This is a genomic window from Methylobacterium sp. UNCCL125 (genome assembly GCF_900116795.1).
Taxonomy (GTDB): Bacteria; Pseudomonadota; Alphaproteobacteria; order Rhizobiales; family Beijerinckiaceae; genus Methylobacterium; species Methylobacterium fujisawaense.
The window spans coordinates 126110-151191 of sequence record NZ_FPBW01000015.1; the positions used below are offsets into that span (position 1 = coordinate 126110).

Annotated in this window: 25 protein-coding genes and 1 other RNA gene; 15 read left to right on the plus strand and 11 right to left on the minus strand. The window is 69.9% G+C overall.

Going from position 1 to position 25082, the window contains the following annotated elements; all coding sequences use genetic code 11:
- Positions 1-2: 2 nt before the first annotated feature.
- Together BM396_RS16840 and BM396_RS16845 are read right to left on the minus strand one after the other, a co-directional pair.
- Entirely contained in the window at positions 3-1307 is a 1305-nt protein-coding gene (locus tag BM396_RS16840; protein ID WP_043382643.1) for a VpsF family polysaccharide biosynthesis protein, read from the minus strand.
- On the minus strand, positions 1304-3409 hold the full coding sequence (locus BM396_RS16845; RefSeq protein ID WP_043382644.1) for a GumC family protein: 2106 nt from the start codon (positions 3407-3409) through the stop codon (positions 1304-1306). The genes BM396_RS16840 and BM396_RS16845 overlap by 4 nt, the downstream gene beginning before the upstream one ends.
- A 517-nt stretch (positions 3410-3926) precedes the next feature.
- On the opposite strand from BM396_RS16845, the gene BM396_RS16850 reads away from it, so the two are divergent.
- The 7 genes from BM396_RS16850 to BM396_RS16880 all read left to right on the plus strand — a co-directional run bounded on the left by BM396_RS16850 (position 3927) and on the right by BM396_RS16880 (position 8757).
- On the plus strand, positions 3927-4106 hold the full coding sequence (locus tag BM396_RS16850; protein WP_244538889.1) for a hypothetical protein: 180 nt from the start codon (positions 3927-3929) through the stop codon (positions 4104-4106).
- A 69-nt stretch (positions 4107-4175) separates the two neighbouring features.
- Positions 4176-4332: non-coding RNA, 6S RNA (gene ssrS / locus BM396_RS16855), on the plus strand.
- Positions 4322-4939 carry a 5-formyltetrahydrofolate cyclo-ligase gene (locus BM396_RS16860; RefSeq protein WP_081948664.1) on the plus strand — a complete coding sequence of 206 codons (618 nt, stop codon included), beginning with the start codon at positions 4322-4324 and terminating at the stop codon, positions 4937-4939. Before ssrS ends, BM396_RS16860 begins: the two co-directional genes overlap by 11 nt.
- A gap of 3 nt (positions 4940-4942) precedes the next feature.
- On the plus strand, positions 4943-5761 hold the full coding sequence (locus tag BM396_RS16865; RefSeq protein ID WP_043382652.1) for a TIGR00282 family metallophosphoesterase: 819 nt from the start codon (positions 4943-4945) through the stop codon (positions 5759-5761).
- Positions 5762-5967: 206 nt separating this feature from the next.
- Positions 5968-6948, plus strand: a complete 981-nt coding sequence (locus BM396_RS16870; protein WP_043382654.1) for a MotA/TolQ/ExbB proton channel family protein — start codon at positions 5968-5970, stop codon at positions 6946-6948.
- Complete coding sequence (locus tag BM396_RS16875; RefSeq protein ID WP_043382656.1) at positions 6948-7961, plus strand: peptidoglycan -binding protein; 1014 nt, start codon at positions 6948-6950, stop codon at positions 7959-7961. The genes BM396_RS16870 and BM396_RS16875 overlap by 1 nt, the downstream gene beginning before the upstream one ends.
- Before the next feature lie 280 nt (positions 7962-8241).
- Positions 8242-8757, plus strand: a complete 516-nt coding sequence (locus BM396_RS16880; protein ID WP_244538890.1) for a methyl-accepting chemotaxis protein — start codon at positions 8242-8244, stop codon at positions 8755-8757.
- 40 nt (positions 8758-8797) lie between these two features.
- Here BM396_RS16880 and BM396_RS16885 read toward each other — a convergent pair whose 3' ends face one another.
- A complete protein-coding gene (locus BM396_RS16885) occupies positions 8798-10642 on the minus strand; it encodes an ABC transporter transmembrane domain-containing protein (protein WP_043382659.1) in 1845 nt (614 codons plus the stop codon).
- Positions 10643-10882: 240 nt separating this feature from the next.
- Here BM396_RS16885 and rpmE point away from each other — a divergent pair, with 240 nt between their 5' ends.
- Positions 10883-11131: a 50S ribosomal protein L31 gene (rpmE, locus tag BM396_RS16890; RefSeq protein WP_012322259.1), complete on the plus strand. Its 249-nt coding sequence runs from the start codon at positions 10883-10885 to the stop codon at positions 11129-11131.
- 298 nt (positions 11132-11429) lie between these two features.
- A complete protein-coding gene (locus BM396_RS16895; protein WP_051976072.1) occupies positions 11430-12791 on the plus strand; it encodes a diguanylate cyclase domain-containing protein in 1362 nt (453 codons plus the stop codon).
- A gap of 12 nt (positions 12792-12803) precedes the next feature.
- Here the strand turns inward: BM396_RS16895 and BM396_RS16900 are convergent, their stop codons facing one another.
- The 5 genes from BM396_RS16900 to BM396_RS16920 form a co-directional block, all read right to left on the minus strand.
- The gene (locus BM396_RS16900; RefSeq protein ID WP_043353077.1) at positions 12804-13334 is read right to left on the minus strand and encodes a protease adaptor protein RcdA; all 531 of its coding nucleotides are present in this window, start codon (positions 13332-13334) and stop codon (positions 12804-12806) included.
- Between the two features lie 195 nt (positions 13335-13529).
- Positions 13530-15668: a TonB-dependent receptor family protein gene (locus tag BM396_RS16905; RefSeq protein WP_043382662.1), complete on the minus strand. Its 2139-nt coding sequence runs from the start codon at positions 15666-15668 to the stop codon at positions 13530-13532.
- Positions 15669-15712: 44 nt separating this feature from the next.
- Positions 15713-16045: a DUF2946 family protein gene (locus BM396_RS16910; protein WP_043382665.1), complete on the minus strand. Its 333-nt coding sequence runs from the start codon at positions 16043-16045 to the stop codon at positions 15713-15715.
- 145 nt (positions 16046-16190) lie between these two features.
- On the minus strand, positions 16191-17165 hold the full coding sequence (locus tag BM396_RS16915; RefSeq protein ID WP_043382668.1) for a copper chaperone PCu(A)C domain-containing protein: 975 nt from the start codon (positions 17163-17165) through the stop codon (positions 16191-16193).
- 42 nt (positions 17166-17207) lie between these two features.
- Positions 17208-17585: a hypothetical protein gene (locus BM396_RS16920; protein ID WP_043382671.1), complete on the minus strand. Its 378-nt coding sequence runs from the start codon at positions 17583-17585 to the stop codon at positions 17208-17210.
- A 229-nt stretch (positions 17586-17814) separates the two neighbouring features.
- Here BM396_RS16920 and BM396_RS16925 point away from each other — a divergent pair, with 229 nt between their 5' ends.
- Together BM396_RS16925 and BM396_RS16930 are read left to right on the plus strand one after the other, a co-directional pair.
- Positions 17815-19113, plus strand: coding sequence for a L,D-transpeptidase family protein (locus BM396_RS16925; protein ID WP_043382674.1), 1299 nt, complete (start codon positions 17815-17817; stop codon positions 19111-19113).
- A gap of 213 nt (positions 19114-19326) precedes the next feature.
- The gene (locus tag BM396_RS16930) at positions 19327-20982 is read left to right on the plus strand and encodes a calcineurin-like phosphoesterase C-terminal domain-containing protein (RefSeq protein ID WP_043382677.1); all 1656 of its coding nucleotides are present in this window, start codon (positions 19327-19329) and stop codon (positions 20980-20982) included.
- Between the two features lie 36 nt (positions 20983-21018).
- On the opposite strand, the gene BM396_RS16935 is transcribed toward BM396_RS16930, so the two are convergent.
- The gene (locus tag BM396_RS16935) at positions 21019-21597 is read right to left on the minus strand and encodes a type 1 glutamine amidotransferase domain-containing protein (protein WP_043382680.1); all 579 of its coding nucleotides are present in this window, start codon (positions 21595-21597) and stop codon (positions 21019-21021) included.
- A gap of 166 nt (positions 21598-21763) precedes the next feature.
- On the opposite strand from BM396_RS16935, the gene BM396_RS16940 reads away from it, so the two are divergent.
- Positions 21764-21967 (plus strand): hypothetical protein, encoded by a 204-nt coding sequence (locus BM396_RS16940; RefSeq protein ID WP_043353093.1) that lies wholly within the window; start codon positions 21764-21766, stop codon positions 21965-21967.
- A gap of 7 nt (positions 21968-21974) precedes the next feature.
- On the opposite strand, the gene BM396_RS16945 is transcribed toward BM396_RS16940, so the two are convergent.
- Entirely contained in the window at positions 21975-22364 is a 390-nt protein-coding gene (locus BM396_RS16945) for a hypothetical protein (protein WP_043353095.1), read from the minus strand.
- Between the two features lie 318 nt (positions 22365-22682).
- Here BM396_RS16945 and BM396_RS16950 point away from each other — a divergent pair, with 318 nt between their 5' ends.
- Entirely contained in the window at positions 22683-22892 is a 210-nt protein-coding gene (locus tag BM396_RS16950) for a cold-shock protein (protein ID WP_010682786.1), read from the plus strand.
- 216 nt (positions 22893-23108) lie between these two features.
- Positions 23109-23345: a hypothetical protein gene (locus tag BM396_RS16955; RefSeq protein ID WP_043353097.1), complete on the plus strand. Its 237-nt coding sequence runs from the start codon at positions 23109-23111 to the stop codon at positions 23343-23345.
- Between the two features lie 35 nt (positions 23346-23380).
- On the opposite strand, the gene BM396_RS16960 is transcribed toward BM396_RS16955, so the two are convergent.
- Entirely contained in the window at positions 23381-24196 is an 816-nt protein-coding gene (locus BM396_RS16960; RefSeq protein ID WP_043353099.1) for an inositol monophosphatase family protein, read from the minus strand.
- Between the two features lie 421 nt (positions 24197-24617).
- Here BM396_RS16960 and BM396_RS16965 point away from each other — a divergent pair, with 421 nt between their 5' ends.
- Entirely contained in the window at positions 24618-25073 is a 456-nt protein-coding gene (locus BM396_RS16965; protein ID WP_043382683.1) for a DUF6101 family protein, read from the plus strand.
- Positions 25074-25082: the final 9 nt, after the last annotated feature.

Genomic DNA, 25082 nt, shown 5'->3' on the forward strand with positions numbered 1-25082 from the left:
AATCAGACGCGCCCCCGGGCGGGGAGGGGCGGGAACAGCACGATGAGCATCAGGGCGAACTTGGCGAGCAGGGTGGTCTTGCCGGCCAAGCCCTCGAAGGTGTTCACCAGGATCACGAAGGCCAGGATCGGCAGCCAGACCCCGCGCCGACAGTCCCGCGCGACCTCCGCAAGGTAGAGCCCCACCGCGATCACCAGCACCGCCGTCACCAGGATGCCGTGATAGAGCACGGCCGAGATGATCGAATTCTCGATGCCCCATTCCAGCCCGTAGATCCGGCGCAGGGTGTTCACCTGCAGGAAGTCGGGGCCGAGCAGGAGCTGCCGGAACGGGATCGCGTCGAAGACCGAGAGCATGTCGACCCGGGCCTTGGCGCTGCCGCCGTCCGAGACGAACCGGTCCAGGAGGGTGTCGAAGAAGCCGGCAGCGGCCAGGATAGCGACCAGAACCGGCAGCAGGGTGAGGGCGAAGCAGGCACCGGCCGCCGCCGCCAGCGGAACGCGGCCGGTGCGCAGGGTGCGGTTCAGGGCCACGAGGCCCACGCCGCTCCCGAGAACCAGTGTCGTGACGGTGGCCGAGCGACCGCCGAACGTGACGAGGGCGACCAGCTGGAGGCCGATCATCGCGGCGCGGGCCATCGGCGCCAGCCGGCCACCACCCTTGGCGAGCGCCAGGATGTAGCAGGCCGTCAAGGTCGCGTTGGCCAGCGGATGCCCCTGCAACGCCGCCGAGCGGGTGTCGGATTCGAACGCGACGCCGTCGAACCGATAGGGGAAGAATCGCTGGCCGCTCGCCAGTTCGAACAGGCCGAGCAGGGCGTTGGCGAGCATGACCCAGTGGAAGACGGTCTCCAGCCGGCCGAGCGTGGCGGCGTCGCGGTCCATCAGCAGGATCGGGATGAGGCCGGCGAGCACGAAGGTATCGATCGAGCCGGCGAGGCCCGCGCCGCCCCGGGCCGCGATCAGCGCGAGGAGCGCCACGCCGCAGGCGGCCAGGAGCACGCTGGCCGGCCGTCGGTTCAGCGCGCCTGCCACCGGGATCACGGGATTGCCCGCCCGCACCAGCGTCCAGCCGATCAGGATCACCGCCAGATAGGTGGCCGGGTGGATCTTGGAGGCGGCCGAGCCGGTGATCCCCTCGTAGTTGAGCCCCAGCACCCACAGAAGGCCGCCGGAGACCCCGACGAGGAGGAGGGCCCAGAGTGACAGCGCCGCCGCTTCCACCCGCAGAAGGACCCGCAGAACCGGACCCGGACGCGCCACCGCGGCGCGGCGGCGCGCGACGGCGGTCTGCCGGAGGGTCCTCACGCGGTCCGCCGGGTGAGGAGCAGGGAGCCGGAGACCGGTCGGCCGAGGGCCTCCGACGTGTCGACGAGGTCGATCAGATCGCGCTGGCGCGTCGCACCGTTGCAGGCGACCAGCAGCAGCCGGTCCGCGGCGGCGGCCAGAGGGCCGAGCCGCAGATTCTCGGTCAGCACGCCGCCATCCACGATCACGAGGTCGAAGCGTCCTTTCACGCCTGCGATGAAGCGCTCGATGTTGGCGGGTGTCAGGGCGTCGCGCAGGGGCTTCACCGTATCGCCGAGTCCGATCCGGCGGGCACCGGAGGCCGGGTCGGTCTGCGTCACGGCGTTGAGGCTCTGCTCGCCGCGCAGCACGTCGAGCAGGCCGCCGGTGCCGGAGCCGTCGGATCGCAGATCGGCATCGATCCGCAAAACCCGGTCGCCGCGCCCGACCGCCACGGCGGCGAGCAGCGCGATCACGGCCCGGCGCTCCGCATCGTCGGATTCGCCCGAAGTCACGAGCAGCGCCAGGGAGCGGCCGCGGCTGCTTGAGGTCGCGGCGAGGTGATCGAGCGTCATGCTCGCCGCGCTCGCGCTCGCGCCGCCCGGCCGCAGGCCGGGCAGCACCGCGACGACCGGGGCGTTCGACAGGCGCTCCAACTGCCGGGACGAGAGCACGGTCGGCGCGAGGTATTCCCGCGTCAGCGCGAGACCGGCGCCGAGGCCGAGGCCGCCGGCGAGGGCGGCGGCGACCAGGATCAGGCGCGGTGGCCAGCTCGGATCCTGCGGCGGCCGCGCCGCGGTGATGATCCGCGCGTTCGAGCTGTCGATGCTGGTCTGCTCCTTGATCTCCCGGGCGCGGACCAGGAAGGCGTTGTAGACCGAGCGCGCCGCGTCGACCTCCCGCTCCAGCTCGCGCTGCTGCACCGACGACTGGGCGTTGACCGCCGATTGCCGCTGCAGGCGCTCCAGCTCCGCCGCGAGGGTCCGTTCGTTGGCCTGGGCCCGCTGGGACTCGGTCTCGGCGGCGCCCGCGATCCGGTTCAGCTCGGCGTCGATCAGCCGGCGGACGTCCTGCATCTGCGTGCGCACGGCGGCGATGAACGGGTGGCGCTCGCCGAGATTGGTGCGCAGGTCCGCCTCCTTGGCCGCGAGTTCCGCGTACTGGCCGCGGAGCCGGTCGATCACTGAGGACTGGACGGCTTCCGGCATCGCTCCGGACCCGATCGCCTGCCCGCGCGCGTCGCGGATCCCCTGAAGGCGCGCCTTGGCCTCGGCGGTCCGAGCCCGTGCCGCGACAAGCCGCGCATTCAGGTCGGTGAGTTGCTGCTCGTTCACCAGCCGGCCGCTGGAGGCGATGAGGCCGTTGCGCGCCTTGTAATCCTCCAGTTTCTTGTCGGCGGTGTTGACGGCGTTCCGCAGCTCGTCGAGGCGCCCGCGCAGATCGCCCGCGGCGCGCTTGGCGGCGTCCGAGCGGGCCTCGGTCTGGTCCGTCAGGTAGGCGCCCGCGATGGCATTGACGATCCGCGCTGAGAGATCGGGGTCGGTCGTGGTGACGACCAAGTCGATCACGAACACCTTGTCGGCGCGCTTGACCGCGAGCCGGCGTCGCAGCTGGTCGAGGGCGCGGCCGCGCGCATCGACGCGCCGTTCCGGTCTCGGTCCGGTCAGCATCTCGCGAAGGGACGCCAACGCACGGGTGACGCCGCTCTCCTGCGGAACGCCGAAGCCTGGCACCCGCTCGAGGCCGGCCTGATCGACCGCCCGCCCCAGGACGGCGTCCGACTCGATCACCTTCACCTGGCTCTCGACCTGCGCGATGCCACCATCCGGCGACAATGCGGCGGGATTGACGTCGTTGGTGACGACCTGACGGTCCCGGGGATCGATCAGGATCTGTCCCGTGGCCGTGTAGAGCGACGGCGTGATCAGGGCATAGGCCAGCACGGTGAGTCCGAGCAGCAGCGCCGTTCCGAAGACCAGCCGCTTGCGCCGCCACAGGATCCGCCACAGGTCGCCCAGCTCGGCCGTCGTGTCCGGACGGTTCGGGCCCGGACGCTCGGGATGAGCCGGCTGCACGGGGGCGAGCCACGTCGCGACAGCGATGTTATGGTCGATCTGTGCCACGATCGGTCACCGTCGTCTCAATCCGGGTCGGTCCCTCGCGGGCGCCTTCTCTACTGCAAGAGTCGCGCAGTCTGCGGACAATGTATCGGGACCCCGATCAGCGCCTCAATCGCGCGGATGACTGGGGGCATGGTAAACAATCGGCACGCGGCGCGGTCCCGGATGACTGCGTCGTTTCGATTGTTGCTACAGCATGTCGGTGGCGCGCGGCTCGCACACGTCGCCGCATCGCGGAGGTCTGTCGGCAGGCCGACCTAGCCGGCTCGCCAGCCACGCAAAGACGGCGGCCCCCGTGATGCGGCTTTCACCGATATGGAGCGCCATCGGCGTGGATAACCGCTGCGGCATACTCTATTATCCCATCGGATAAATTGTATTGATCACGTGGCGACGTAGCATTGTCTAACTTCGCGGCCTGCGATCCAATTTTGGGTGCGCTCTTATGCAGACAGCCAGCTTCGAGGACCGGGCCGGTGGGCGGCGCGATGTCAGTGCCCATCTGCGTCGGATCGCGGACGTGACCGGGGTGCCGATTGCGGCCTTCTTCGGGACTCCGGCATCGCGCCCGCTGGCCGATCTCATCGAGCTGATCCGCCTGTGGCAGTCGGTCGCCGACGAGGAGGGCCGCATCGAGATTCTCGCGGTGGCCCGGGCCCGAGCGGCCAGCGCGAAAGACGGCGGAGCGGCGCCGGCCTGAAGCGACGACCTGCGGTTTTTGGTACGCACGGCTCTGGCGGGATCGGGTCAGGACCGCTACATGATGACAGCGGGGCTGCAGAGTTCGTCAGGAGCACTATCCCCGGGGCCTTATCGACTCCCTCGGGAGCTGTCCCTGGCCTCGTCCCTGGACTTGGCCAACACGGCGCCCACCTACGCTGTAGGTTTCCCGGGATCGATCCTCCAACGGCTCACGTGGCTCCGCACCCGACCCCTCCCCTGGCCAGCGCCGAAGCTCCGGACGTCGCCCGAAAGGCGGAACTCCGCCGCGCTGCCCTCGCAGCCCGCGACGCCCTCGATCCCGCGGCTCGGCAGGCCGCCTCGGCGGCGATCGGACGCGCGCTGCTCGCGCTGCCCGAGCTTGCCCAGACCCGTCTGGTGGGGGCCTTCTGGCCGATCCGCAGCGAAGTCGATCCCCGCCCCGCCGTCGAGGGCCTGCGCGCCCGCGCCCAGGCCGTTGCCCTGCCGCACGTCACGCCGGATGGCCTGGTGTTCCGCGAATGGCGCATCGGCGACGACCTGATCGCCGGCCGATTCGGTCTCAGCGAGCCCGATCCGTCGCTTCCGCCGGTGGAGCCCGACGCGCTGATCGTCCCGCTCGCCGCCTTCGACCGGACCGGTCAGCGTATCGGATACGGCCGCGGCTACTACGACGGCGCGATCGCGCGCCTCTCCCGGACCCGTCCGGTCCTGACCGTCGGCATCGGCTTCGCCGCCCAGGAGGTGGAGCGGGTGCCGGCCGAGCCACACGACCGACCCCTCCAGTTCGTGATCACCGAGTCCGGCGTGATCCGCTGCGACAGGACCGCCTGACCCATGCGCCTGCTCTTTCTCGGCGACGTCGTCGGGCGCTCGGGCCGCACCGTCGTGTGCGAGCGCCTGCCGCGCCTGCGTGAGCGGTGGCGCCTCGACTGCGTGGTGGTGAACGGCGAGAACGCGGCCGGCGGCTTCGGCATCTCCGAGGCCATCTGCGACGAACTGATCCAGGCCGGTGCCGATGCAGTAACGCTGGGCAATCACAGTTTCGACCAGCGCGAGGCGATGGTCTTCATCGCCCGCCAGCCACGCCTGGTGCGGCCGGCGAACTATCCCCCGGGTACGCCGGGCCGCGGCGCGACCGTCGTGGAGACGCAGGGAGGCGCCCGCGTCCTCGTCGTCAATGTGATGGGCCGCGTCTTCCTCGACCCGATGGACGATCCGTTCACGGCCGTGGAGCGGGAACTCACCGCCTGCCCCCTCGGCGCGGCGGCCGACGCCGTGATCGTCGACGTCCATGCCGAGGCGACGAGCGAGAAGCAGGCCTTCGGTCATTACCTCGACGGGAGGGCGAGCCTCGTCGTCGGGACGCACACGCACACGCCCACCGCGGACCACCGGATCCTGCCGGGTGGCACGGCCTACATGTCGGATGCCGGCATGTGCGGCGATTACGATTCGGTGATCGGCATGCAGAAGGACGAGCCGATCCGGCGCATGATCCAGAAGACTCCGGGCTCCCGATGGGAGGTGGCGGTCGGTGAGGGCACCCTGAGCGGCATCGCGGTGGAGACGGATGCGCGCGGCCTCGCCACGCGGGTCGCAGCCCTCCGCCTCGGGCCGAATCTGGAGGAGAGCTGGCCGCAATTCTGGGATTAGCGTCCCGTCCGGTGCCGCGGATGCCGGTTCGGCTTAGGACGAGGCGGCGGTCTTAAGCCTTTTGTGCGTCGCCGGTCCCGAAGGGGGTGGGCATAGCTTCCCGCTGACCTTCGCGAGACTTGATCGCGTGCGGGCCTACCCCCACAGTGCCCACGATCGGCGCCGGCATCCGGCTGCCGCGTAATGAGATCAGGTTAGAGCGACGGATGGCCGCCCGAGAAACCGGCGACGTTAACAAGGGGCCGCTGGCACAACCCGGGATCTATCTCGGGCGCATGGTCATCTTCTTGATCCTGGTGGGCTTCCTGGCCTTCATCCTGTTCAGGCAGATCACCCCGGCCTTCCTGGCCAATCCCGGACTCAACGGTCTCATCCTCGGGGTGTTGCTGATCGCGGTCCTGATCGCCTTCGGTCAGGTTGTGCGGCTGTTCCGCGAGACCGCCTACGTCAACGCCGTCGCCAACGGCGGGCCGGTGAAACGGCCGCCGGCCCTGCTGGCGCCGATGGCGCCGATGATCGCCGCGCGGGCTGGAGGCGCCACCCTGCCGGGCACCACCGGCTATCTGGACACGATCGCGGTGCGCCTCGACGAGGGCCGCGACATCCTGCGCTACATTGCCGGCATCCTGATCCTGCTCGGCCTGCTCGGGACCTTCTGGGGTCTCATCGATACGCTGTCGGCGGTGGGCGGCGTCATCAAGGGTATGCGCGGTGGCGGCGATGCCGGCGTGATGTTCGACGAACTGAAATCCGGTCTTGCGGTGCCGCTCTCAGGCATCGGCCTGGCCTTCTCGGCCTCGCTGTTCGGCTTGGCCTCGTCTCTGATCACCGGCTTCCTGGAACTGCAGGCGGGGCAGGCCCATGCCCGGTTCCACAACGAATTGCAGGACTGGCTGATGTCCGGCGCGACCGCGCCCGAGGCCGTGGCGACCGTCGCGGCGGTGCGGCCTGCCGCGGGCACGCAGGAATTGAAGGACGCCGTCGACCGCCTGACGGCACTGGTGGCCGAGGGCGGCGGGAGCCGCGCGGCGACGCAGGCGATGACCAATCTCGCCGAGGGCATCCAAGGTCTCGTCCAGCACATGCGCGCGGAGCAGCAGATGATCCGCGACTGGGTGGAGGCGCAGGCCAGCCGCGAGCGCGAGCTGAAACAGGTGCTCGACCGGCTGGGCCGGGAGCGCGTCTAGTGGCCTCCACGGCGACGCGGACCCGGCGAACGCTCAATGTCTGGCCCGGCTACGTCGACGCGCTGGCGACGCTGCTCCTCTCGGTGGTCTTCCTGCTCACGGTGTTCGTGGTGGGGCAGTTCTTCCTGTCGCAGGAGCTGACCGGCCGGGACGAGACGCTGGCCAAGCTCAACCGCCAGATCTCCGACCTCACCGATCTGCTCGCCTTGGAGCGGACGAACCGCCGGAATCAGGAGGAGGAGGCGCGGAACCTCCGCACGACCCTCGTGGGCGTCGAGGCCGAGCGCGACCGGGCCAAGGTGCAGGCCGAGGCCGCGACCGTCAGTCAGGGCGCCGCGGGTACGCTCGACAAGCAGCTGGAGGCCGAACGCGGGGCGACCAAGCGGGCGCTGTCTCAGATCGACCTGCTGAACGAGCAGATCAGCGCCATGCGCCGGCAGCTCGCCGCCCTGGAGGACGCCCTCTCGGCCTCCGAGAGCCGCGACCGGGAATCCCAGGCGCGGATCGCCGAACTCGGCAGCCGGCTGAACGTCGCCCTTGCACAGAAAGTTCAGGAACTGGCCCGCTACCGGTCCGACTTCTTCGGCCGCCTGCGCCAGATCCTCGGCAATCGGCCCGACATCCGCGTGGTCGGCGACCGGTTCGTGCTGCAATCCGAGGTGCTGTTTCCGGGCGGCTCCGCGACCCTCAAGCCTGAGGCCGGGCCGGAACTCGACCGCATCGCCGGGGCCATCTCGGATCTCGCCAAGCAGATCCCGGCGGATCTGCCCTGGGTCCTGCGGGTGGATGGGCACACCGATGCGCGCCCGATCGGCACGTCGCAATTCCCGTCGAACTGGTCGCTCTCGGCGGCGCGCGCCATCGCGGTGGTCCAGTACCTCGCCGGCAAGGGAATCCCGCCGCAGCATCTCCTGGCGGGTGCCTTCGGCGAATTCCAGCCTCTCGAGGCCGGGGCGACCGAGGAGGCCTACGCCCGCAATCGCCGGATCGAGATGAAGCTCACCGAGCGGTAGGGCTGCGCGGCCCACCCGGTGGCCTCAGGCGCATCCGGCCTCAGGATCTGAGCCGGCTCCCCCGGCGAGGTCGGGATCGCCCAGTATTCCCGGTCGAAGAGGGCTATAAAGACGCAAAATTTGTGTCCAATTCAATCTGTATGATTTTTACATGCTATCATCGAAGCGTGTTTTGCCTCCTGTATTTGCGGTTTATTCGCGGCCGTCTTGACGGACCATCGATTTAACCTCTCGTTATCTTTGATGCTCCAGGGTGCCGGCGATCCGGGGAGTGTCATCGATGTCGAAGCTCAACCTGTTCCCGAACGCCGCTCGGCGCGACGTCAGCCATCTGCCCGGTCCGGCCACGGACGGGCACGCCGCTCGACGCCCTCCGGTGGGCCGCGATACGATGGAGTGTCTGGGTGACCAGGAGCCGCATGACGAGGCCGGCGCGATCGCGGCGGCCGTGCGGGTCTTCGAGGACGGGCTGATGCAAATGCAGGCGAGCGCGAGGGTTGCCGGCGCGGCGGACGCGGGTGAGGCTGTGGCCGACCAGGCGACCGGCCTCCTCGCAAGCATCGCCGGTCAGACGAGCCTCATGGCACTCCGGGCCGCAATCGAGGCGGTCCGTGACGGCGGGGAGGGGAAGGGCTTCGCGGTCGCCGCCGCGGACGTCAAAGATCTGGCCGGTCAGATGGCACGGGCGACGGATACGATCGTCGCGCAGGTCGGCCTGATCCAGGCTGCGGCGGAGCGGGCGCAGGGCGGGGCTGCGCATCGTCATCGCCGCGTCGCGCAGGCCTCCGCCCAGTGAGCGGCGCCGGCCGTCGCGGCGATGTCCAGACCCGCTCCGGCTAGTCCGCGACCGGCAGGCGCTCGCCGCGGCTGCGGGGCTCCTTGCCCCGTGCCGTTTCGTCCAGCGCATCGGTGAATTGCAGGTTCGCGAGCTGGGCGTAGAGCGCACCCTGCGCCAGAAGGCTCTCATGGGTTCCGGTCTCGACGATTCGGCCGTCGTCGAGGACCAGGATGCGGTCCGCGGCGCGGATCGTCGCGAGACGGTGGGCGATCACCAGCGTGGTGCGGCCCTGCATCAGCGTCGCGAGGGCGGCCTGGACCGCGCGTTCGGACTCGGCATCCAGCGCCGATGTCGCCTCGTCGAGGAGGAGGATCGGCGCGTCCTTGAGGATTGCCCGCGCGATGGCGATGCGCTGCCTCTGACCGCCGGAGAGGGTCACGCCGCGCTCGCCGACCTGGGTGGCGTAGCCCTGCGGCAGTGCCGTGACGAAACCGTGCGCGTTGGCGAGTTCGGCCGCGCGCCGGACCTCCGCCTCGCCGGCCTCCGGTCGGCCGTAACGGATATTCTCGGTGACGGTCCCGGAGAACACCACCGGGTCCTGCGGGACCAGGGCGATGCGGGAACGCAGGCGCTCGGGGTCGACCCGGGCGATGTCCGTGCCATCCACCAGGATCCGGCCGCTCTGCGGATCGTAGAAGCGCAGCAGCAGCTGGAACACCGTCGATTTGCCGGCGCCGGACGGGCCCACGATGGCGATGCGCTCGCCGGGTGCGGCCGTGAAGCTCAACCCGCCCAGGGCGGCATGTTCCGGTCGGGTCGGATAGGCGAAGCGCACTTCCTCGAACGACACCGCACCCCGCGCGGGCTCGGGAAGCGCCATGACGGGCGACGGCGCGCGAATTGCGGGTTCGGCAGCGAGGATCTCGGTGAGCCGCTCGGCCGCCCCGGCCGACATGGCGAGGTCGCCGTAGACCTCGGAGAGCTGGCCGAGGGCGCCCGCGCCGAACACGGCGTAGAGCACGAATTGCGAGAGTTCGCCGCCCGTCATCGTGTGATTGAGGACGCCCTGGGCGCCGTACCACATCACCCCGACAACCGAGGCCGAGATCAGGAAGATCGCGACCCCCGTGAGCAGGGCCCGGGCGCGGATCGAGGCGCGGGCGGCCAGGTAGGCCTCCTCGGAGGCTGCGGCGAACCGGGCCGCCGTCGCGGCCGAGCGGCCGAAAGCCTGCATGGTACGCACCGCCCCGACGGCCTCGGCCGCGTACGCGGAGGCGTCGGCGAGGCGGTCCTGGGCCGCTCGGGATCGCCGCCGCACGCCGCGGCCCGAGACGATCAGCGGGAAGACGATGATGGGGATTGCGGCCAGCACCATCACGGACAGGCGCGGGCTCGTCACGACCATCATGGCCGTGGCGCCCACGAACAGGAACAGGTTGCGCAGCAGGATCGAGACCGAGACCCCGAAGGCCGACTTGATCTGCGTCGCGTCCGCGGTGAGCCGGGAGACGATCTCGCCGGATTGCGACCGGTCGAAGAAGGCGGGGTCGAGCAGGGTCAGCCGGGCGAAGACCGCGCTGCGGAGATCCGCGACCACCCGCTCGCCCAGGGACACCACCGTGTAGACGCGGGCCGCGCTCGACAGCGCGAAGGCCGCGACGACGCCGAGCAGAGCCAGGAAATAGGCATCGATCACCCCCGAGCCGTCGGCGGTGAACCCGTGGTCGATGACCCGACGCATGGCGATCGGCACGACCAGCGTTGAGGCGGAGGCGCAGACGAGGGCGATCAGGCCCGCGGCGATCCGCACGCGGTAGCGCAGGGCGAAGGGGAGGAGCGGCCGGAGGGCGCTCAGCGGGGCTTTGGGTCGGCCATCCGCGGCCGCCTTGGTCTTACGGGCCATCACGCCTCACGTGTTTTCTTTGTCCCGGTCCGCGGCGCTTGTGACCGGGGAGCGGCTGCGGTATAGGCCGCCGCTCATCCGATTGCGTGTGTTCAATGGCCGCGGGCCGCCACCACGGTCGGCTTGGACGTGCCGTTGCCACGAACCCATGGTTCGGTGCAACCGGTGATATCTTCCGCATTCCGGGCCGGGCGGCGCCTCCTGCGCTTCCCGCCGGCGTGCCAGACAGGGACCAAGGTCATGGCGAAGGACGCGGCCGCAAAGGCCAAGGGGACCGAGCACCCCGATTACCACTTCATCAAGGTCGTGATGACGGACGGTACCGAGTACCAGACCCGTTCGACCTACGGGAAGGAGGGCGACACCCTCAATCTCGACATCGATCCGCTGACCCATCCGGCCTGGACCGGCGGTGAGCAGAAGATGCTCGACCGCGGCGGCCGGGTGTCGCGCTTCAACTCGCGCTTCGGCAATCTCGGCAAGCGCTGAGTCCCGAACACCTCGCTCACGCGAATCGCGCAATCAGGCGGGCGGTCTCGTTTCGGGGCCGCCCGTTTTCGTGCGCGCTGCCCAGCGCACGTCCTCGCACCGCGTGGCGCGTGGTCTTGTCCGGCGGATGGTCTTCACTTCGGAGTGGAGACTTCTCGCGCAAGTTGTTTTTGGACTTAGACTTAAGAATTATTGATTTCTTACGGAGAAAAACATAGGGAGATCGAGCGCGATCTGACCAGAGGCAGCGCGGCTGCCGTCGCGGGCGGGGTTTCTGCGTCAGGGAACGGTTGCAACGATGAGTGGGGCTCCGTCGATAGAGCATGTCGACCGCGCAAACGTCGACCGGACTCTCTCGATCGAGCGCCGCGAGCCGCGGGCGGCACGTTACGGCTACGCCATCGCGATTGCCGCGGTGCTCTGCGCGCTGGCTGCGCGTGCGGCGCTTCCGCCCGGCCTTCCGTTCATCACCTTCTATCCCGCGGTCATCCTCACCGCCTATTTCTGCGGTCTCGGTCCGGCACTCGTCTGCACGATCCTATCGGGCGTGGCCGTGTGGTACGCCGTGCTGCCGTCGAACCTTCCAGCCACGGGCGCATCGTCGGCCGCCATCGCCCTGATCCTGTTCGGGATCGTCGTGGGCATCAACCTGATCCTCATCGAGAGGATGCGGCGGGCCTCGGACGCCAACGCGGCGTTGGCGCAATCCACGCGGCGGCTCATGGTCGAGCTCCAGCGTGAGACCAGCCTGCGCATGGCCAACGAGCAGCTCGCCGAGAAGACGCTGCTTCTCGATCTCGCCCTGCAGGCCGCCGATGCCGGAACCTGGCGCTACTGTGTCCGGACGGGGCGCGCCCAGCTCTCGGAGCAGATGGCGCGTCACCACGGCTTCGGCGACCAGCCCATCGAGATCGACGTCGAGCGAGACTGGCGACCGCGTATCCATCCCGACGATGCCGAGCGGACCTTGCGGGATCTCGGGGCGGCCATTGCCGGGCGAACGAAAGTCGTCACGGATTTCCGCGTTCTCCTGCCGGATGGCCGGGTGCGCTGGATCACCGGCCTCGGGCAGGTGGAGACCGACGCGGCCGGTGCCGTCACCGCGGTCGTCGGTCTCAGCCTGGACATCACCGCCCGTAAGGAGGCCGAGGCGAAGATCGCCCACATGGCGTGCCACGATCCCCTGACCGGGCTCGCCAATCGAACGCTGTTCCACGACCGTCTGGATGCGGAGATTGCCCGTGTCCGCCGGCACGGCGCCACCTTCGCGCTGTTCTGCCTGGACATCGACCGCTTCAAGGCCGTGAACGACACCCACGGCCACTCGGTCGGCGACGCGCTGCTCCGGATCGTCGCAGCCCGACTTCAGGCCGTCATCCGCACGGAAGACATGCTGGCGCGGATCGGGGGCGACGAGTTCGTGATCATCCAGACCCAGGCCGAGCAGCCCGAGAGCGCTTCCGCCCTCGCCGAGCGCCTGATCGGCACCGTGGAGCAGCCGATCGAGCTCGAGGGGCATACCCTCTCGGTGAGCCTCAGCGTCGGGATCGCCCTGGCGCCCGCCGACGGCCACGATCCGCTGAGCCTCTACAACAGCGCGGACCGCGCCCTGTACCGTGCGAAGGCGCAGGGCCGGAACACCTTCCGATTCGCGGGCTGAGGCCTCAGGCGATCAGCCCTCGGCCATCCGGAACGCCATCCGCAGCAGGCCCTGCTGCTGGGCCACCGGGCTCTCGACGGGGACCGGGGTCGGCCGGTCCTCGGCGATCAGCGCGTCAAGGTGCAGGATGCGGCTGTGCAGGCGCCGGGCGCGCACGATCAGCTGCTGGAGACGCATCGGCAGCAGGTTGAAATCCTGCTGCTTCGGCGGCTCCGCCGTGCCGAGCTTGACCCGGTGCTTCTCCTGAAGGGCCTCCGCCGGGGTCATCTCGCCTTCAGCGACCGCGCGCTGCACCAAGAGCCACGAGGCGATCTGCATCAGCAGCGTGGTCAGGCGCATGCTCTCGGCCGCGTAGCTGAGGGTCGCGTCGCGGGAGACCAGACGCGACTCGTCGCGGCCTTCGCCGTCGAGATAGGCGGCGGTCTCCTCGACCAGGGTCATCCCGTCGCGGAACAGCGCCTTGAAGGCGTCCGAGTTGACGTAGGACCTGCCGAAATCGATCCAGTCCTGATCGTCCCGAAACGTGACATCGAAGCCGTTCATCTGCCTCTCCTGTGCCGTCCGACGGCCCGGCTCGTTCCGATCCGGGACGCTCCGTCCTTGGCTTTCGGACGACACCGCAATCCTAGCGCCGATTGGCCCGAACAGCAGGGTTCATGTTTTTTTAACCTTAACCCGCCGTCCGGTGCCTGGAGAAGGGTTGGGAGAAGGGTTTCGGGTCCGGGGGCGGAGAACGCCTCAGAACGCGGCCCGGATCCCTCCGAAGACGCTGCGGCCGCTGCCGGGATAGAACGCCGCCAGCGCGCCCGCTCCGCCGGCCGTCGCGGCGGCGTTTGCGACCACGGCGATGTCCGAGACGTAGCGGGCATTCGTGAGATTGCGGGCATCCACGAACAGGGCGACGCCGTCGGCGAAATCGATGCCGGCCTCGACGCCGAGCAGGGCGTAGCCCGGCACCCGCAGGGTGTTGGCGTGATCCGCGAAGGCGCCCTGTGGGACCCAGTCGAGCGACGGCGCGACGTGGAAGCCGCTCGGGTGCCGGTAGCTCAGGACCGTCCGCAGCACGTCCGACGGGATCCCGGCGATGCGGTTGTTGCCGAAGACCGGGTCGCCGACGAATCGGAAGTCGTTGTGGGTCCAGATCTGGGTCAGGCTGACCCCGTCGCCGGTCCCGGCGAGATCGCGGACGAGGTCCAGGGTGACGGCCGCCTCGACGCCCTGGTGGACGGAGCGGGGCGTGTTGAAGGTGGCGGCCGGAATGTTGAGGCCGGGATTGGTCGCGAAGTTGATCAGCTCGTCGCGCAGGTCCGACCGATAGAGCGTCACGTCGAAGGCGAGGGGGCCGAAGCGCCCGCGGGCGCCGGCCTCGTAGGTCCAGGCGCGCTGCGCCCGCAGGGGTACGAACGTGGTGCTCAAGAGGTTCTGCTGAACGAGATCGGAGAAATCCGGCACGTCCCGGGACCGGACGACGTCGCCGAAGACCTGGATGTCGGGCCGCGGCTGCCACAGCAGGCCGACCTTCGGGTTGAGCCCCTCGTAGGTCACATCGGCGAAGCGCGGCCTCGGGTTGCCCGGCAGGCCGCCCTTGTCGCTGAAGGTCCGGTTCGACGAGAACGCCTTCGCGCCGGTCATCAGCGCCACGTCCGGCAGGAACCAGAAGCGGTTCTCGCCATAGGCCTCGACGCTCGACGCGCTTTGGAGGGAATTCAGCGTCTGCGCCCCCCGCTGTCCGCGGACATTGACGAATTGCAGCGCGGAGTTCTGGCCCGCGAAGGCGCGCAGCCCGAGGACGACGTCGTCGCGGAAGCCGCCGAGATCGAAGGTCCCGGCCCAGTGCGGGCTGATCCCGTAGGTCCAGCCATCCTGGTCGATCGCCTGGAAGATCGGATGGTACAGGCTCTTGTGGATCGCCCAGGTGTCGACGTCGAGCTTGCCCACGTCGAGGAGGAACGAGGTGCGGTTCGCGATGCGCTCCGTCTCGACCTTGCGGGACTGGTTGCCCGAGATGGCGGCGGGATTGGCCAGCGTCGGCGTCGTGAGGCTCTGGCCGAGGGTCAGGGTGCCCGGGAGCTTCTGGTCGGTGAGATAGGTGCCGAGATAGAAGCGGGTCTCGATGTCGGGGGCGATCCGGTACCCGATATTGACGTTGAAGTTCTTCGTGGCCTGCGCCTCGTGGGCACGGAAACCGTCGGAGTTGGTCAGCGTCGCGTTGACCAGCACGTCGAGCGGCCCGTCGATGCGGGACATCTGGGCCTGCTCGCGGATCGTGCCGAAGCTGCCGCCATCGACCCGCAGGATGTTGGGCGCCAGCGCCGTGTAGGCCGTGGGCGTCACGACGTTGACGGCGCCGCCCAGGGTCGTTGCCCCGAAGGTGAGGGCGTTGCCGCCCTTGTAGACCTCCACCGAGCGCAGGGCGAGCGGATCGACCTGATAAAAGTCGCCGCTCCCGTCCGCGAGGTTGAGCGGTATCCCGTCCTGCAGCAGCTCGATGCCGCGCAGGTGAAAGGCGCGGGCGATGCCGGAGCCGCGGACCGACAGGCGCAGCTCCTGCCCGTAGCGCTCCTGCACGTAGACGCCCGGCACATCCTTGAGCACGTCGCGGAGCGTGTTGGCGTAGCGGTCCTGGAGCGTCGCGGCGTCGACGAAGGCTACGGACCCGACGGTTCCCGCAAGGACGGCCCGCTGGCGGTCGACGCTCGGCACCGAGAGCGAGCCGCGGGTCTCGCCCGACGGCGCGTCCGTCGCGGCGGCGCCGACGACGCTGAGTTCGGACAGGGTGACCGAGGCGGCCGATGACTGAGGTTGCGCTGCGGCCGGCGTCGCGCAGGCGGAGAGCAGGAGCGCGGCGCGTCGGCCGGCCCGGAACAGGCGGGGCATGGGGCAGAATCCGTGTCTGATGATCGGGGGCGGGCGGCGATCGGTCAGACGACGGGTGGGGCGCGGGCTCCGAGACCGGGACGTGGCGGCGCCCGCGGGAAAGCGACGCGCTGCGGCCGCGGGCCGGCGGCCGCGACCGGACGGGCGAGGGGGACGGCCGTCACGGTCGAGGGCGCGGGGAGGGTCGCTGGCCCCGCCGCGCGACAGGCGACGCAGCAATCCCCGTGGTGATGAGCCGGCAACTGCTCGCCGGCCGGTGCCCGATCTGTCTGGCCGCCATCGGCGAGGCACAGGATATGGTCCGGTCCCGCATTGGCCGAGGCGATGCCGCCGAGGATGCCCTGCAGCGCCAGGGCATAGAGGGCGAGGAACGCCACGACCCGAGCGCATGCACGGACCGACCGTGCGGGAACGTCCCGACGAGCCGCGCGGCCGCGCAGGCCGGGCGCCGTGGCGGCCCGGCCTCGTGGGTTCTCCCTTCTCACGTCGGTCGCCCGGCGGCCGATGCTCCCTGTCGGGCGGCTAGTGCTGGTGCTGATGCTGGCCGCTCGGCGCGCCCGCGCCGATCGGGGCCACCGTGAAGGTCACCGGCACGGCGCCCGCTCGCTGGAAGGTGAGCGTCCCCGCGATGGTCTCGCCGGCCTTCGGCGCGCCGGTGAGACCCTCGAACATCAGGTGGTAGCCGCCGGGCTTGAGCTCCACGGTCTCGCCGGGCTTGATCGTCAGGCCGTCCGAGACCGGTGCCATCTTCATGACGCCGCCCTCCATCGACATGGAGTGGATGTCGCTGCTCTTGGCAAAGGGCACCGTCGCGCCCGTGAGCGTGTCGGGCGTGCTCCCGGTATTGGTGATGCGCACATACCCGCCCGCGACCTTGGCGCCGTTCGGCGTGGCGCGCAGCCAAGGCGTCTCGATCGTCAGGTCCCCGGCCTTCACGGTCGAGCCGGCGGCGGGCGTCGCCGCGGCCGGTGCGCCGCCGGCCTGAGCCACCTGGACGATCCGGAAGGACGGCGCCGCCGCCTTCAGGTCATGGGCGTCCTGGCCGGCCTTGGGGATCTCCGACCAGGAATAGCCGCCCTCCGAGCAATCCTGCTGGACCGGGACGTAGAGGGTCGCGCCGGGCTCGAACGTGCCGGCCACCTGCGCCAGGAACGTGAACTCGTCGACTTGGTCGTCCGGCAGGGAGCCGCCGCTCCAGGTGATCGCCGTCACGCCCTCAGAGGCCGTGCCGTGATGGGTCGCGTAGGTCTTGGCGTAGGGGCCGCGCGTCGTGGCGAGGGTCCAGCCGGGCTTCGGCATCGGCTTGGCGCCGACGAGGCCCTCCGGGATGCTGACGCTCACGCGGGTGGTCGGCTTGCCGTTGCAGCCGTGCATGATCTGGACGACGCCGCGATACGCGGCGCCGGGGGCGGCCTGCTTGCGTTCCAGCACTGCGTGAGCCTGCGCCGCGGAAGCGAGCAGCCCGAGGCCGAGGGCGGCCGAGACAAGGGTCTTCATGGGAGTACATCCGTCCTGAGGGATCCGAGAGGTGGTGATCGCTCAGGCGGTCGGCGGCCCCCGGGGGGAGGCGATTGTGCCGGGCGGGGCGCGGGCGCCGATGCTGCCGGTGAGGGGCCAGGCCGGATGAAGGTCCGCGGCCGCGGCCCACCGGAGGGTGGTCACGGCCGGTCGCGGCGGAAGCGCCGGCCCGGTGGCCTGGGCCGCCGTGCAGCAATCGCCATGGCTGTGGGGAACGGGCGCTTCCGGTATGGCCGCCGGGTCGGAATGCTGCGCGCAGAGGCCGTCGGTCGTCGCCGGCCACGGCATCAGGCCGCCGAGGAAGGCCTGGAGCAGCAGGGCGTAGAGCGCCAGCACGGCGATCACGGCCCGCAGGGCCGGCCCGACACGTCGATCCGAAAGGGCCTCGCCCGAATCCATGCTGCTCCCGCGCACCGTCCGAACCGGACCGCTATGGCATCCCTGCCACACCGGGCCGCCTTAGGCTGTTGCCAGGGTGCCGCACCGGGACGCTGCGTGCGCTGGCGCACGGCGATGCCACATTCCGGCCCCTTCGATAGGGAGTCTTAACGCCATCCCGACACCGTGGCGCACGAGACAATCCGCTCCCGTCACGATCTGACGAACCCCGGACCAGAGCCAGCGACCGATGCGCAAGAAGGCACAAAACCGGTTCACCGCAATCCTGAGCGTCGCCGCTTTCGGCGCGCTGGGCTTCGGCGCCGCCCAAGCCCGCGATCAGGGCAACTATGCCCAGGCCGAATGGGCGCAGGACTACGCTTCACCCGCCGGTATGCAGGTGCAGCGCGAGACGGTTCCGATCCTCTCGCCGCAGACCGTGACGTCCACCGAGCAGATGGTGGAGCGCTACAAGGACATCGTCGCCCGCGGCGGCTGGCGTCAGGTTTCCGGCGCCGACCATCTGCGGGTCGGCTCGCGCGGCCCGGCCGTGGCGGCCATCCGCCAGCGCCTGATCGTCACCGGCGACCTCGATCCGGCCGCCGGTGGCTCGGGCGTGTACGATTCGTACGTCGCCGCGGGCGTGAAGCGGTTCCAGGCCCGTCACGGCCTCAGCCAGACCGGCGCGATGACGATGGCCACCCAGCAGGCCATGAACGTCCCGGCCGAGGTGCGCCTCCGCCAGCTCGAGATCAACGTCGTGCGCCTGCGCTCCTACTCGGGCGATCTCGGCCGGCGCTTCGTGATCACCAACATCCCGGCCGCGCTCGTCGAGACGGTCGAGAACGGTCAGGTCGTGACGCTCCACGCCGCAGGCGTCGGTAAGATCGACCGCCAGTCGCCGATCATGAACACCAAGGCGACGCAGATCAATTTCAACCCGACCTGGACGGTCCCGGCTTCCATCGTGAAGAAGGACCTGATCCCGAAGATGCAGAAGGATCCGAACTACCTCACGGACAACAAGATCCGGATCCTGTCGAACGGCTCCGAGATCTCGCCGAAGTCGGTGAACTGGTTCTCGGATGAGGGCACCCGCTACACCTACCGGCAGGATTCGGGCGCCGACTTCAACTCGATGGGCATCGTCCGCATCAACATCCCGAACCCCTACGGCGTGTTCATGCACGACACGAACACCAAGGGCGTGTTCGGCGACGACTTCCGCTTCATCTCCTCGGGCTGCGTGCGCGTGCAGAACGTGCGCGAGTACATCACGTGGCTGCTGAAGGACACGCCCGGCTGGGACCGCCAGAAGGTCGAGGAGGCGATCGAGAGCGGCAAGCGCGTCGACGCCAACATCGCCCAGCCGGTGCCGGTCTACTGGACCTACATCACCGCCTGGTCGACCCCGGACGGCATCGTCCAGTTCCGCGACGACATCTACAAGCGCGACGGCGTGAACGTCCCCTCGACCATCGGCGCACCGACCCCGGTCGCCAGCGCCGATCCGATGCCGCAGACCTTCGAGCCCGGCGACGAAGAGTAGTCGTTCCGCGGGCGCCGGCCGCCTCCGGCGGCGCCCGCCCATCGAACCCGATCCGAGGCCCGCACCTCCGCCGAGGCGCGGGCCTCGTGCGTTCGGGGCCGCTTCTGTCATCCGGAAGTCAAACGCGTCTGCTTGGCCGCGGAGGCTGCGTCCCGGAGCCGGTTGCCGGCCTCCCGCGAGACGACGCGCCGCGAAGCCGTGCAGGAGCCATCCATGTCGCGCGATACTCAACCCGGAGGCCTGACCCGCCGGAGCACCATGGCGGGCGCCGCCGCCCTGGGCCTCGTCGCGGGCCGGGCCGGCGCGCAGGAGACCGCCGAGGCCACCGGGATCGTCTCCGCGCGCGATGCGGCCGGCGGGGACCCGGCTCCGTTGCCGGGTGTGCTGGTGTCCAACGGTCGCGAGGTCGTGCGCACGGACGATCAGGGCCGCTACCGCCTGCCGATGTCGGGCGACGGGGCGGTCTTCGTGATCAAGCCGCCGGGCTACGCCCTGCCGCGCGACGCCGACAACGTGCCGCGCCATTCCTACATCCACCAGCCCGGGGGCACGCCCGCCGAGCTGGGCCTGCGCTATCGCGGGCTCGCGCCCACCGGGCCGCTCCCGGCCTCGATCGACTTCACCCTGACCCGCGTGGACGAGACGACGGACTTCGACGTCGTGCTGTTCACCGATCCCCAGCCCGAGAGCCGGTTCGAACTCGACCATGTGCGGGACACGGCGGTCGCCCGCGCCATGGCGATCCCGGCGGCCTTCGGCCTGACCACCGGCGACGTGCTGTTCGACGACCTGTCGCTCTACGGGCGGTCCAACCGCATCGTCGGGCGGATCGGTCTGCCCTGGTACAATCTGCCGGGCAATCACGATCTCAACATGCAGGCGCCGGACGCGCGCTACAGCCGCGAGACGTGGAAGCGGGTGTTCGGCGCGCCGACCTACGCGTTCCGGCACGGCCGGGCCTGGTTCGTGATGCTCGACAACGTCGAGTGGCTCGGGCCGCCCGTGCCGGTGGGCGCCAACACCTATCGAGGCCGGATCGGCGAACGCAGCCTCACCTTTCTGCGCAACCTCCTGGCCGAGATCCCCCGGGACGACCTGATCGTGCTGGCCATGCACATCCCGCTGCACACCGACACCGCGCCGGACGATCCGCGCAACACCACCACCGACCGCGCCGCGCTCCTCGAGCTGCTCGCCGGCCGCAAGGTTCTGAGCCTCGCCGGCCATACCCACACGACCGAGCACCATTACCTCGCCGACGGGCACCACCATCACGTGCTGACCGCCGTCTCGGGCTCGTGGTGGAGCGGTCCCGACGCCCGCACCGGCATCCCCTCCGCCGACAGCCGCGACGGCACGCCGAACGGGTTCCACGTCCTGTCGATCCGCGGCGCCGACTACACGTCGCGCTACGTCGCCGCGCAGGGTCAGCCGGACGAGACCATGCGGATCCTGTTCGAAAGCGAGTTGCGGGCCGGCGCGCCGGAGGTGGTGCGCTGGACCCGGCCCGTGCAGGGCCTCCGGCCGCCGGTGCCGCAGGACGCGCTCCCCGACACGACCCTGGTGGTGAACGTGTTCGACGGCGGCCCGCGTACGCACCTCGCGTTCCGGGTCGGCGAGGCGCCGGCCCGGCCGATGGCGCGCACCCGCCGCCTCGACCCGTTCGTCACCGAGCTCTACGAGCGCTACCCGGAGACCAAGAAGAGCTGGGTGAAGGCGACGCCCTCGACCCATATCTGGACGGCGCGGCTTCCGGACGATCTCGCCCCTGGGGCCCACCGGGTGATCGTGGAGGGGACGGACGAGTACGGCCGCCCGATCCGCGGCTGTACGGTGCTGGAAGTCACCGGCGAGCGCAGCCGCGGCTGAATCCGGGCGCCGCGTGCTCGGCGGCGCCCGCGCGGGTCACGCCGCCAGCTGGCGGGCGCCGTGGCCGCCCTCCTGGATCTCCTCGATGACCTTCGCGCAGAAGGCGTCGAGGTCGCCCGGGTTGCGGCTCGTGACGATGCCGTGATCGGTCACGACTTCCTTGTCGTGCCAGCGGCCGCCGGCATTGATCACGTCGGTCCGGATCGAGCTGAACGAGGTCAGATCGCGGCCCTTGGCCGCGCCGGTCTCGATCAGCAGCCACGGGGCGTGGCAGATCGCAGCCACGACCTTGCCGGATGTGAGGAAGCTCCTGATCACGTCGAGCGCCCGGGGCTCCAACCGGAGCTTGTCCGGGTTGATCTGACCACCCGGCAGGACCAGGGCGTCATAGGATGCGGGATCGACCTGCTCCAGATCGGTATCGACCGCGACCTCCTTGCCCCAGTCGGTCTTGTCCCAGCCGCGGATCGTACCCTTGCTCTGGCGCGATTGCGGGGCGGCGACGGTCACGGTGGCGCCGGCCTGGGCCAGCTTGGCCTGCGGGACGGTCAATTCGCTCTCCTCGAAGCCGTCGGTGGCGAGGATCAGGATCTTGGCTTGGCGGATGTCGGGCATGGTGGGTGTCCTCTTTGGGGATCTGCCCGGCTAACAAAGGGTCGTTCGCCCTGTTCCTGCGGCCCTCGGCCGCCCGGCCGCGTCCGAAACCGGATGTCGGTGCGGTCAACGGAACTCCCGCGAGGGCGACCCGTTGGTCACCACCCCAACCGCCAGGAGTCGCGTCATGGCCAATCCCGGTCTTCCCGAGCCCACGCCCGGCGACCTGCCGCCACCCCCGCCGGCGCCCGATGAGGAGCCCGATATCGGTCCGACCGGTCCGCGCACGCCTTATCCGGTGAACGATCCGGGGATCGGAGAGCCCGGCGGCCCGGGCTCCGAACCCGACGTCTTCCCGGGCACGCCGACCGATCCCGGCACCCGCATGTGAAATGCTGTCAGTGACCGCCGTGCGAGGTTCGCACGTCGCGCGGCGCGCTGAGGATTTCGGAGAGGCTCGTCACCACGTGGCGGGCCTCTTCGTCCGTGAGGCGAAGCTGAAAGGGCGGTAGCGCGCCGGCCTGGAGGGCGACCACGGCCTGGCCTTCGTCATCGGTGCCGATCTCGATCGCGGACGACGTCACGTCGAGCATGGCGACCTCTTCGTCGCCCATCTCGTCGGCCATGTCGGGCTCGTCCGTGTCGTCGATCGCCGTCAGAAGTTGCCCGACGGCGCGCACCAGCGCCCGGGCGGCGCGGGCATCCATCACCACTGCCGTCGCCTGATCGTCCTTCTGGAAGGACAGCTGGATGTTCGCACCGTCCAGCGAGACCGAGATGCCTGCCATGTATCGTCCAGAGCCACGCGCCTTAACTGCTTGAGCGCATTCCGTATATGCATCGTGAACGCCCGGAATCACAGGGGGGCGGGGCCTCTCGGCCGCCTCCCGATCCCGGCCTGCGACGCAGATGATACGCCGCTCATGCCTTGTTGCGGCCGCAGCCTGCGCTTAAATACGTCCTCGGGGGGCTTTTCCACCGAGGCTGACGCTGCTCAAGGTTCAGCGACTCGCGCCCCGCCGCACTGGCCAAATCCAGAAAGACCGTGGTGCATCACGCGGCCCTCGTGCCGCGCGGATGGCCTATGGACGAACGAGGTACACTACGTGAATACCGGCACTGTAAAGTGGTTCAATGAGACCAAGGGCTACGGTTTCATCCAGCCCGACGATGGCGGCAAGGACGTGTTCGTCCACATCTCGGCAGTCGAGCGCGCCGGGATGCGCAACCTGATCGAAGGCCAGCGGATCACTTACGAGATCCTCACGGACAAGCGCAGCGGCAAGGACGCCGCCGGCAACCTGCAGGCGGCCTGACCGTCGCAGGATTTGAAGGCGCCTCACGCGGCTTTCCTTGCGCCAGCCGGTACAGGTGAAAGGCGCGCATGACGCGCGAAGCGGCCGCCCGAAGCGGTTCCCCTTCCGACGCTGCCATTCCGGGCAAGATCGCCCGGTCCGGGTCGCGTCGGAGGCAATATCCCAGAAACGACGCCGGACGGAGCCAACGTTCGGTCCAGAGAAGAAAAGACACAGATGTTGTTCGAGTTTACACGGCGCCGCGGCGTCCGTTCCCCCGTGACCGATGCGCCGACCTTCCGGGTGGGCAAGCTGGCCCGGGCCAAGACCGCGGAGCAGACCGGGGTCGATGTCAGCGACCTGATCGACCGATCCTACAATTACCATTCCCCGCGCGAGCTGCATTGGCATCTCGCCGAGCGCCTCGGGCTCGCGCCCGGCGCGGTGAAGCTTCGCGAGGCGGCGGCGGCCTGAAAGGCCGGACCGCCGGTCTGCGCAGGGCCTCGTCCTCAGACGTCCCAGGCGGACAGGACGGGGTCGCGCAGGCCGACCGGTGCCGCGAGCAGCTCGCCGTGCACCGGGTCGGGGCGGTTGTAGAGCGTCGCCGCCCCCCCGAAATCGCAGACCACGCCCCCTGCCTCACGCAGGACGAGGTCGGCGGCGGCAAGGTCCCAATCGCGGGCATTGCCGGAAATCATCCCGATATCGACCGTTCCGTCCGCCACGCGGGCGAGCCGCAGGGCGAGAGACGGGATCCGCGCGATCACCTCGAAATCCGGTTCCGTACCGGCGCCGCGGGTCAGACGGTCGAGCATCGGCTTCGGGCCGGTGATGCGGGCGCCCGTCAGGTGCTGCCGTGCATCGACGCGGATCGGTTCGCCGTTCCGCGTCGCGCCGCGACCGCGCACCGCCTCGTAATCGGCGTTGCCCACCGGCGCGTGCACGAACCCGATCAGCGGTTCGCCGCCCGACAGGAGCGCAACCGCGATCGACCAATCCGGATGGCCCGACAGGAAGGCCCGCGTCCCGTCGATCGGATCGACGATCCAGACGAGGTCGTGGCCGAGGCGGGCCGGGTCGTCGGCCGTCTCCTCCGACAGCCACGCGGCGCGCGGCACGAGGGCGCTCAGGCGCACCTTCAGGAAGGCATCCACCGCGACGTCCGCCTCGGTCACCGGCGAGCCGCCGGCCTTGGACCAGATGCGGGCCGAAGTCTGACCGCCGAGCCTGAAGAACGGCCGCGCGATGTCGGCCGCCTCGCGCATCACGGCGCGCAGCTCCGGCATGAGGGCGGATACGGCATCGTCGGTGAGAGAGTCGGGCATCGCGCTCCGCGTGGAATCCGTGCGGCCCGCGAGGGCCTTGCTGTCCCGTCCGTCCGGTGACGCGGACGTCCGGGCCCGCCTGGGCTCACCCGCTCGGGCTGAGAAGACCCGGCACGGAGGATCGCGCGCCCGGTCGCCTCGTTGTACGGCGCCTCCCGCAGCGCCACAAGGATGCTGGTTGATCGTTCGATAACGACCGGTCTGGGCAAGGAAATGTTGAGCATTCAAGGAAGCATTGAGCATTCCGCAAATGACAGCGCTGTCCAGATTCGCTTAACGACGGCTCTTAAGCGGTGCGGAGGAGTTCGGGTGCGATTTTGCTTGGCATAACGGACGGCCCGACAGGGACCGCCACTTGCTCCAGGGACTCGGACTGATGAACACTTCCCCGGCCACGGACAAAAGCCACGCAGGACACCCGATGCACGGTGCCGACACCGCGCCCCGTTTCGTCGCTTCGCCGCTTCCGGTGATCGGTCGCGCCGCGGGTGCGCGCCGCGCCGTCGGGATCGCGCTCGCCTATGCCACCGAGGATGCGGAGATCACCGGGGCCGACCGGTTCAGCCTGATCCTGGTGGATGCCGAAGGCGACGTGCTCCAGCGCCTCGGCAGCTTCGAGGAGGACGACGTCGTCGCCGTGTGGCGCGACATCGCGGCGCGGGCCGGACTGACGCGGATGATCGTCCGCGAGGACGGCCTCCTGGTCCCGGTCTCGCAGCAGATCGGCCGGCTGATTCTCGGCCAGGTCCGGATCCGCCGCCGTCATGCAGGCCTCGGCCGCCGCCGCCCGCGGTTCCTGGCCCGCCGCAAGACCGGCCGGCTGCCGGCGCGTCCGCAGATCTTCCGCGGCGAGAACGAGATCATCGCCCGCACCTGAGGGCGCCGA

Coding starts and splice junctions, on each gene's coding strand:
- BM396_RS16915 (WP_043382668.1), bottom strand. CDS start 17,165: ATGAAGACCCTTGTCTCGGCCGCCCTCGGCCTCGGGCTGCTCGCTTCC.
- BM396_RS16880 (WP_244538890.1), top strand. CDS start 8,242: ATGTCGAAGCTCAACCTGTTCCCGAACGCCGCTCGGCGCGACGTCAGC.
- BM396_RS16925 (WP_043382674.1), top strand. CDS start 17,815: ATGCGCAAGAAGGCACAAAACCGGTTCACCGCAATCCTGAGCGTCGCC.
- BM396_RS16935 (WP_043382680.1), bottom strand. CDS start 21,597: ATGCCCGACATCCGCCAAGCCAAGATCCTGATCCTCGCCACCGACGGC.
- BM396_RS16960 (WP_043353099.1), bottom strand. CDS start 24,196: ATGCCCGACTCTCTCACCGACGATGCCGTATCCGCCCTCATGCCGGAG.
- BM396_RS16945 (WP_043353095.1), bottom strand. CDS start 22,364: ATGGCAGGCATCTCGGTCTCGCTGGACGGTGCGAACATCCAGCTGTCC.
- BM396_RS16885 (WP_043382659.1), bottom strand. CDS start 10,642: ATGGCCCGTAAGACCAAGGCGGCCGCGGATGGCCGACCCAAAGCCCCG.
- BM396_RS16955 (WP_043353097.1), top strand. CDS start 23,109: ATGTTGTTCGAGTTTACACGGCGCCGCGGCGTCCGTTCCCCCGTGACC.
- BM396_RS16895 (WP_051976072.1), top strand. CDS start 11,430: ATGAGTGGGGCTCCGTCGATAGAGCATGTCGACCGCGCAAACGTCGAC.
- BM396_RS16900 (WP_043353077.1), bottom strand. CDS start 13,334: ATGAACGGCTTCGATGTCACGTTTCGGGACGATCAGGACTGGATCGAT.
- rpmE (WP_012322259.1), top strand. CDS start 10,883: ATGGCGAAGGACGCGGCCGCAAAGGCCAAGGGGACCGAGCACCCCGAT.
- BM396_RS16865 (WP_043382652.1), top strand. CDS start 4,943: ATGCGCCTGCTCTTTCTCGGCGACGTCGTCGGGCGCTCGGGCCGCACC.
- BM396_RS16870 (WP_043382654.1), top strand. CDS start 5,968: ATGGCCGCCCGAGAAACCGGCGACGTTAACAAGGGGCCGCTGGCACAA.
- BM396_RS16905 (WP_043382662.1), bottom strand. CDS start 15,668: ATGCCCCGCCTGTTCCGGGCCGGCCGACGCGCCGCGCTCCTGCTCTCC.
- BM396_RS16965 (WP_043382683.1), top strand. CDS start 24,618: ATGCACGGTGCCGACACCGCGCCCCGTTTCGTCGCTTCGCCGCTTCCG.
- BM396_RS16930 (WP_043382677.1), top strand. CDS start 19,327: ATGTCGCGCGATACTCAACCCGGAGGCCTGACCCGCCGGAGCACCATG.
- BM396_RS16920 (WP_043382671.1), bottom strand. CDS start 17,585: ATGGATTCGGGCGAGGCCCTTTCGGATCGACGTGTCGGGCCGGCCCTG.
- BM396_RS16940 (WP_043353093.1), top strand. CDS start 21,764: ATGGCCAATCCCGGTCTTCCCGAGCCCACGCCCGGCGACCTGCCGCCA.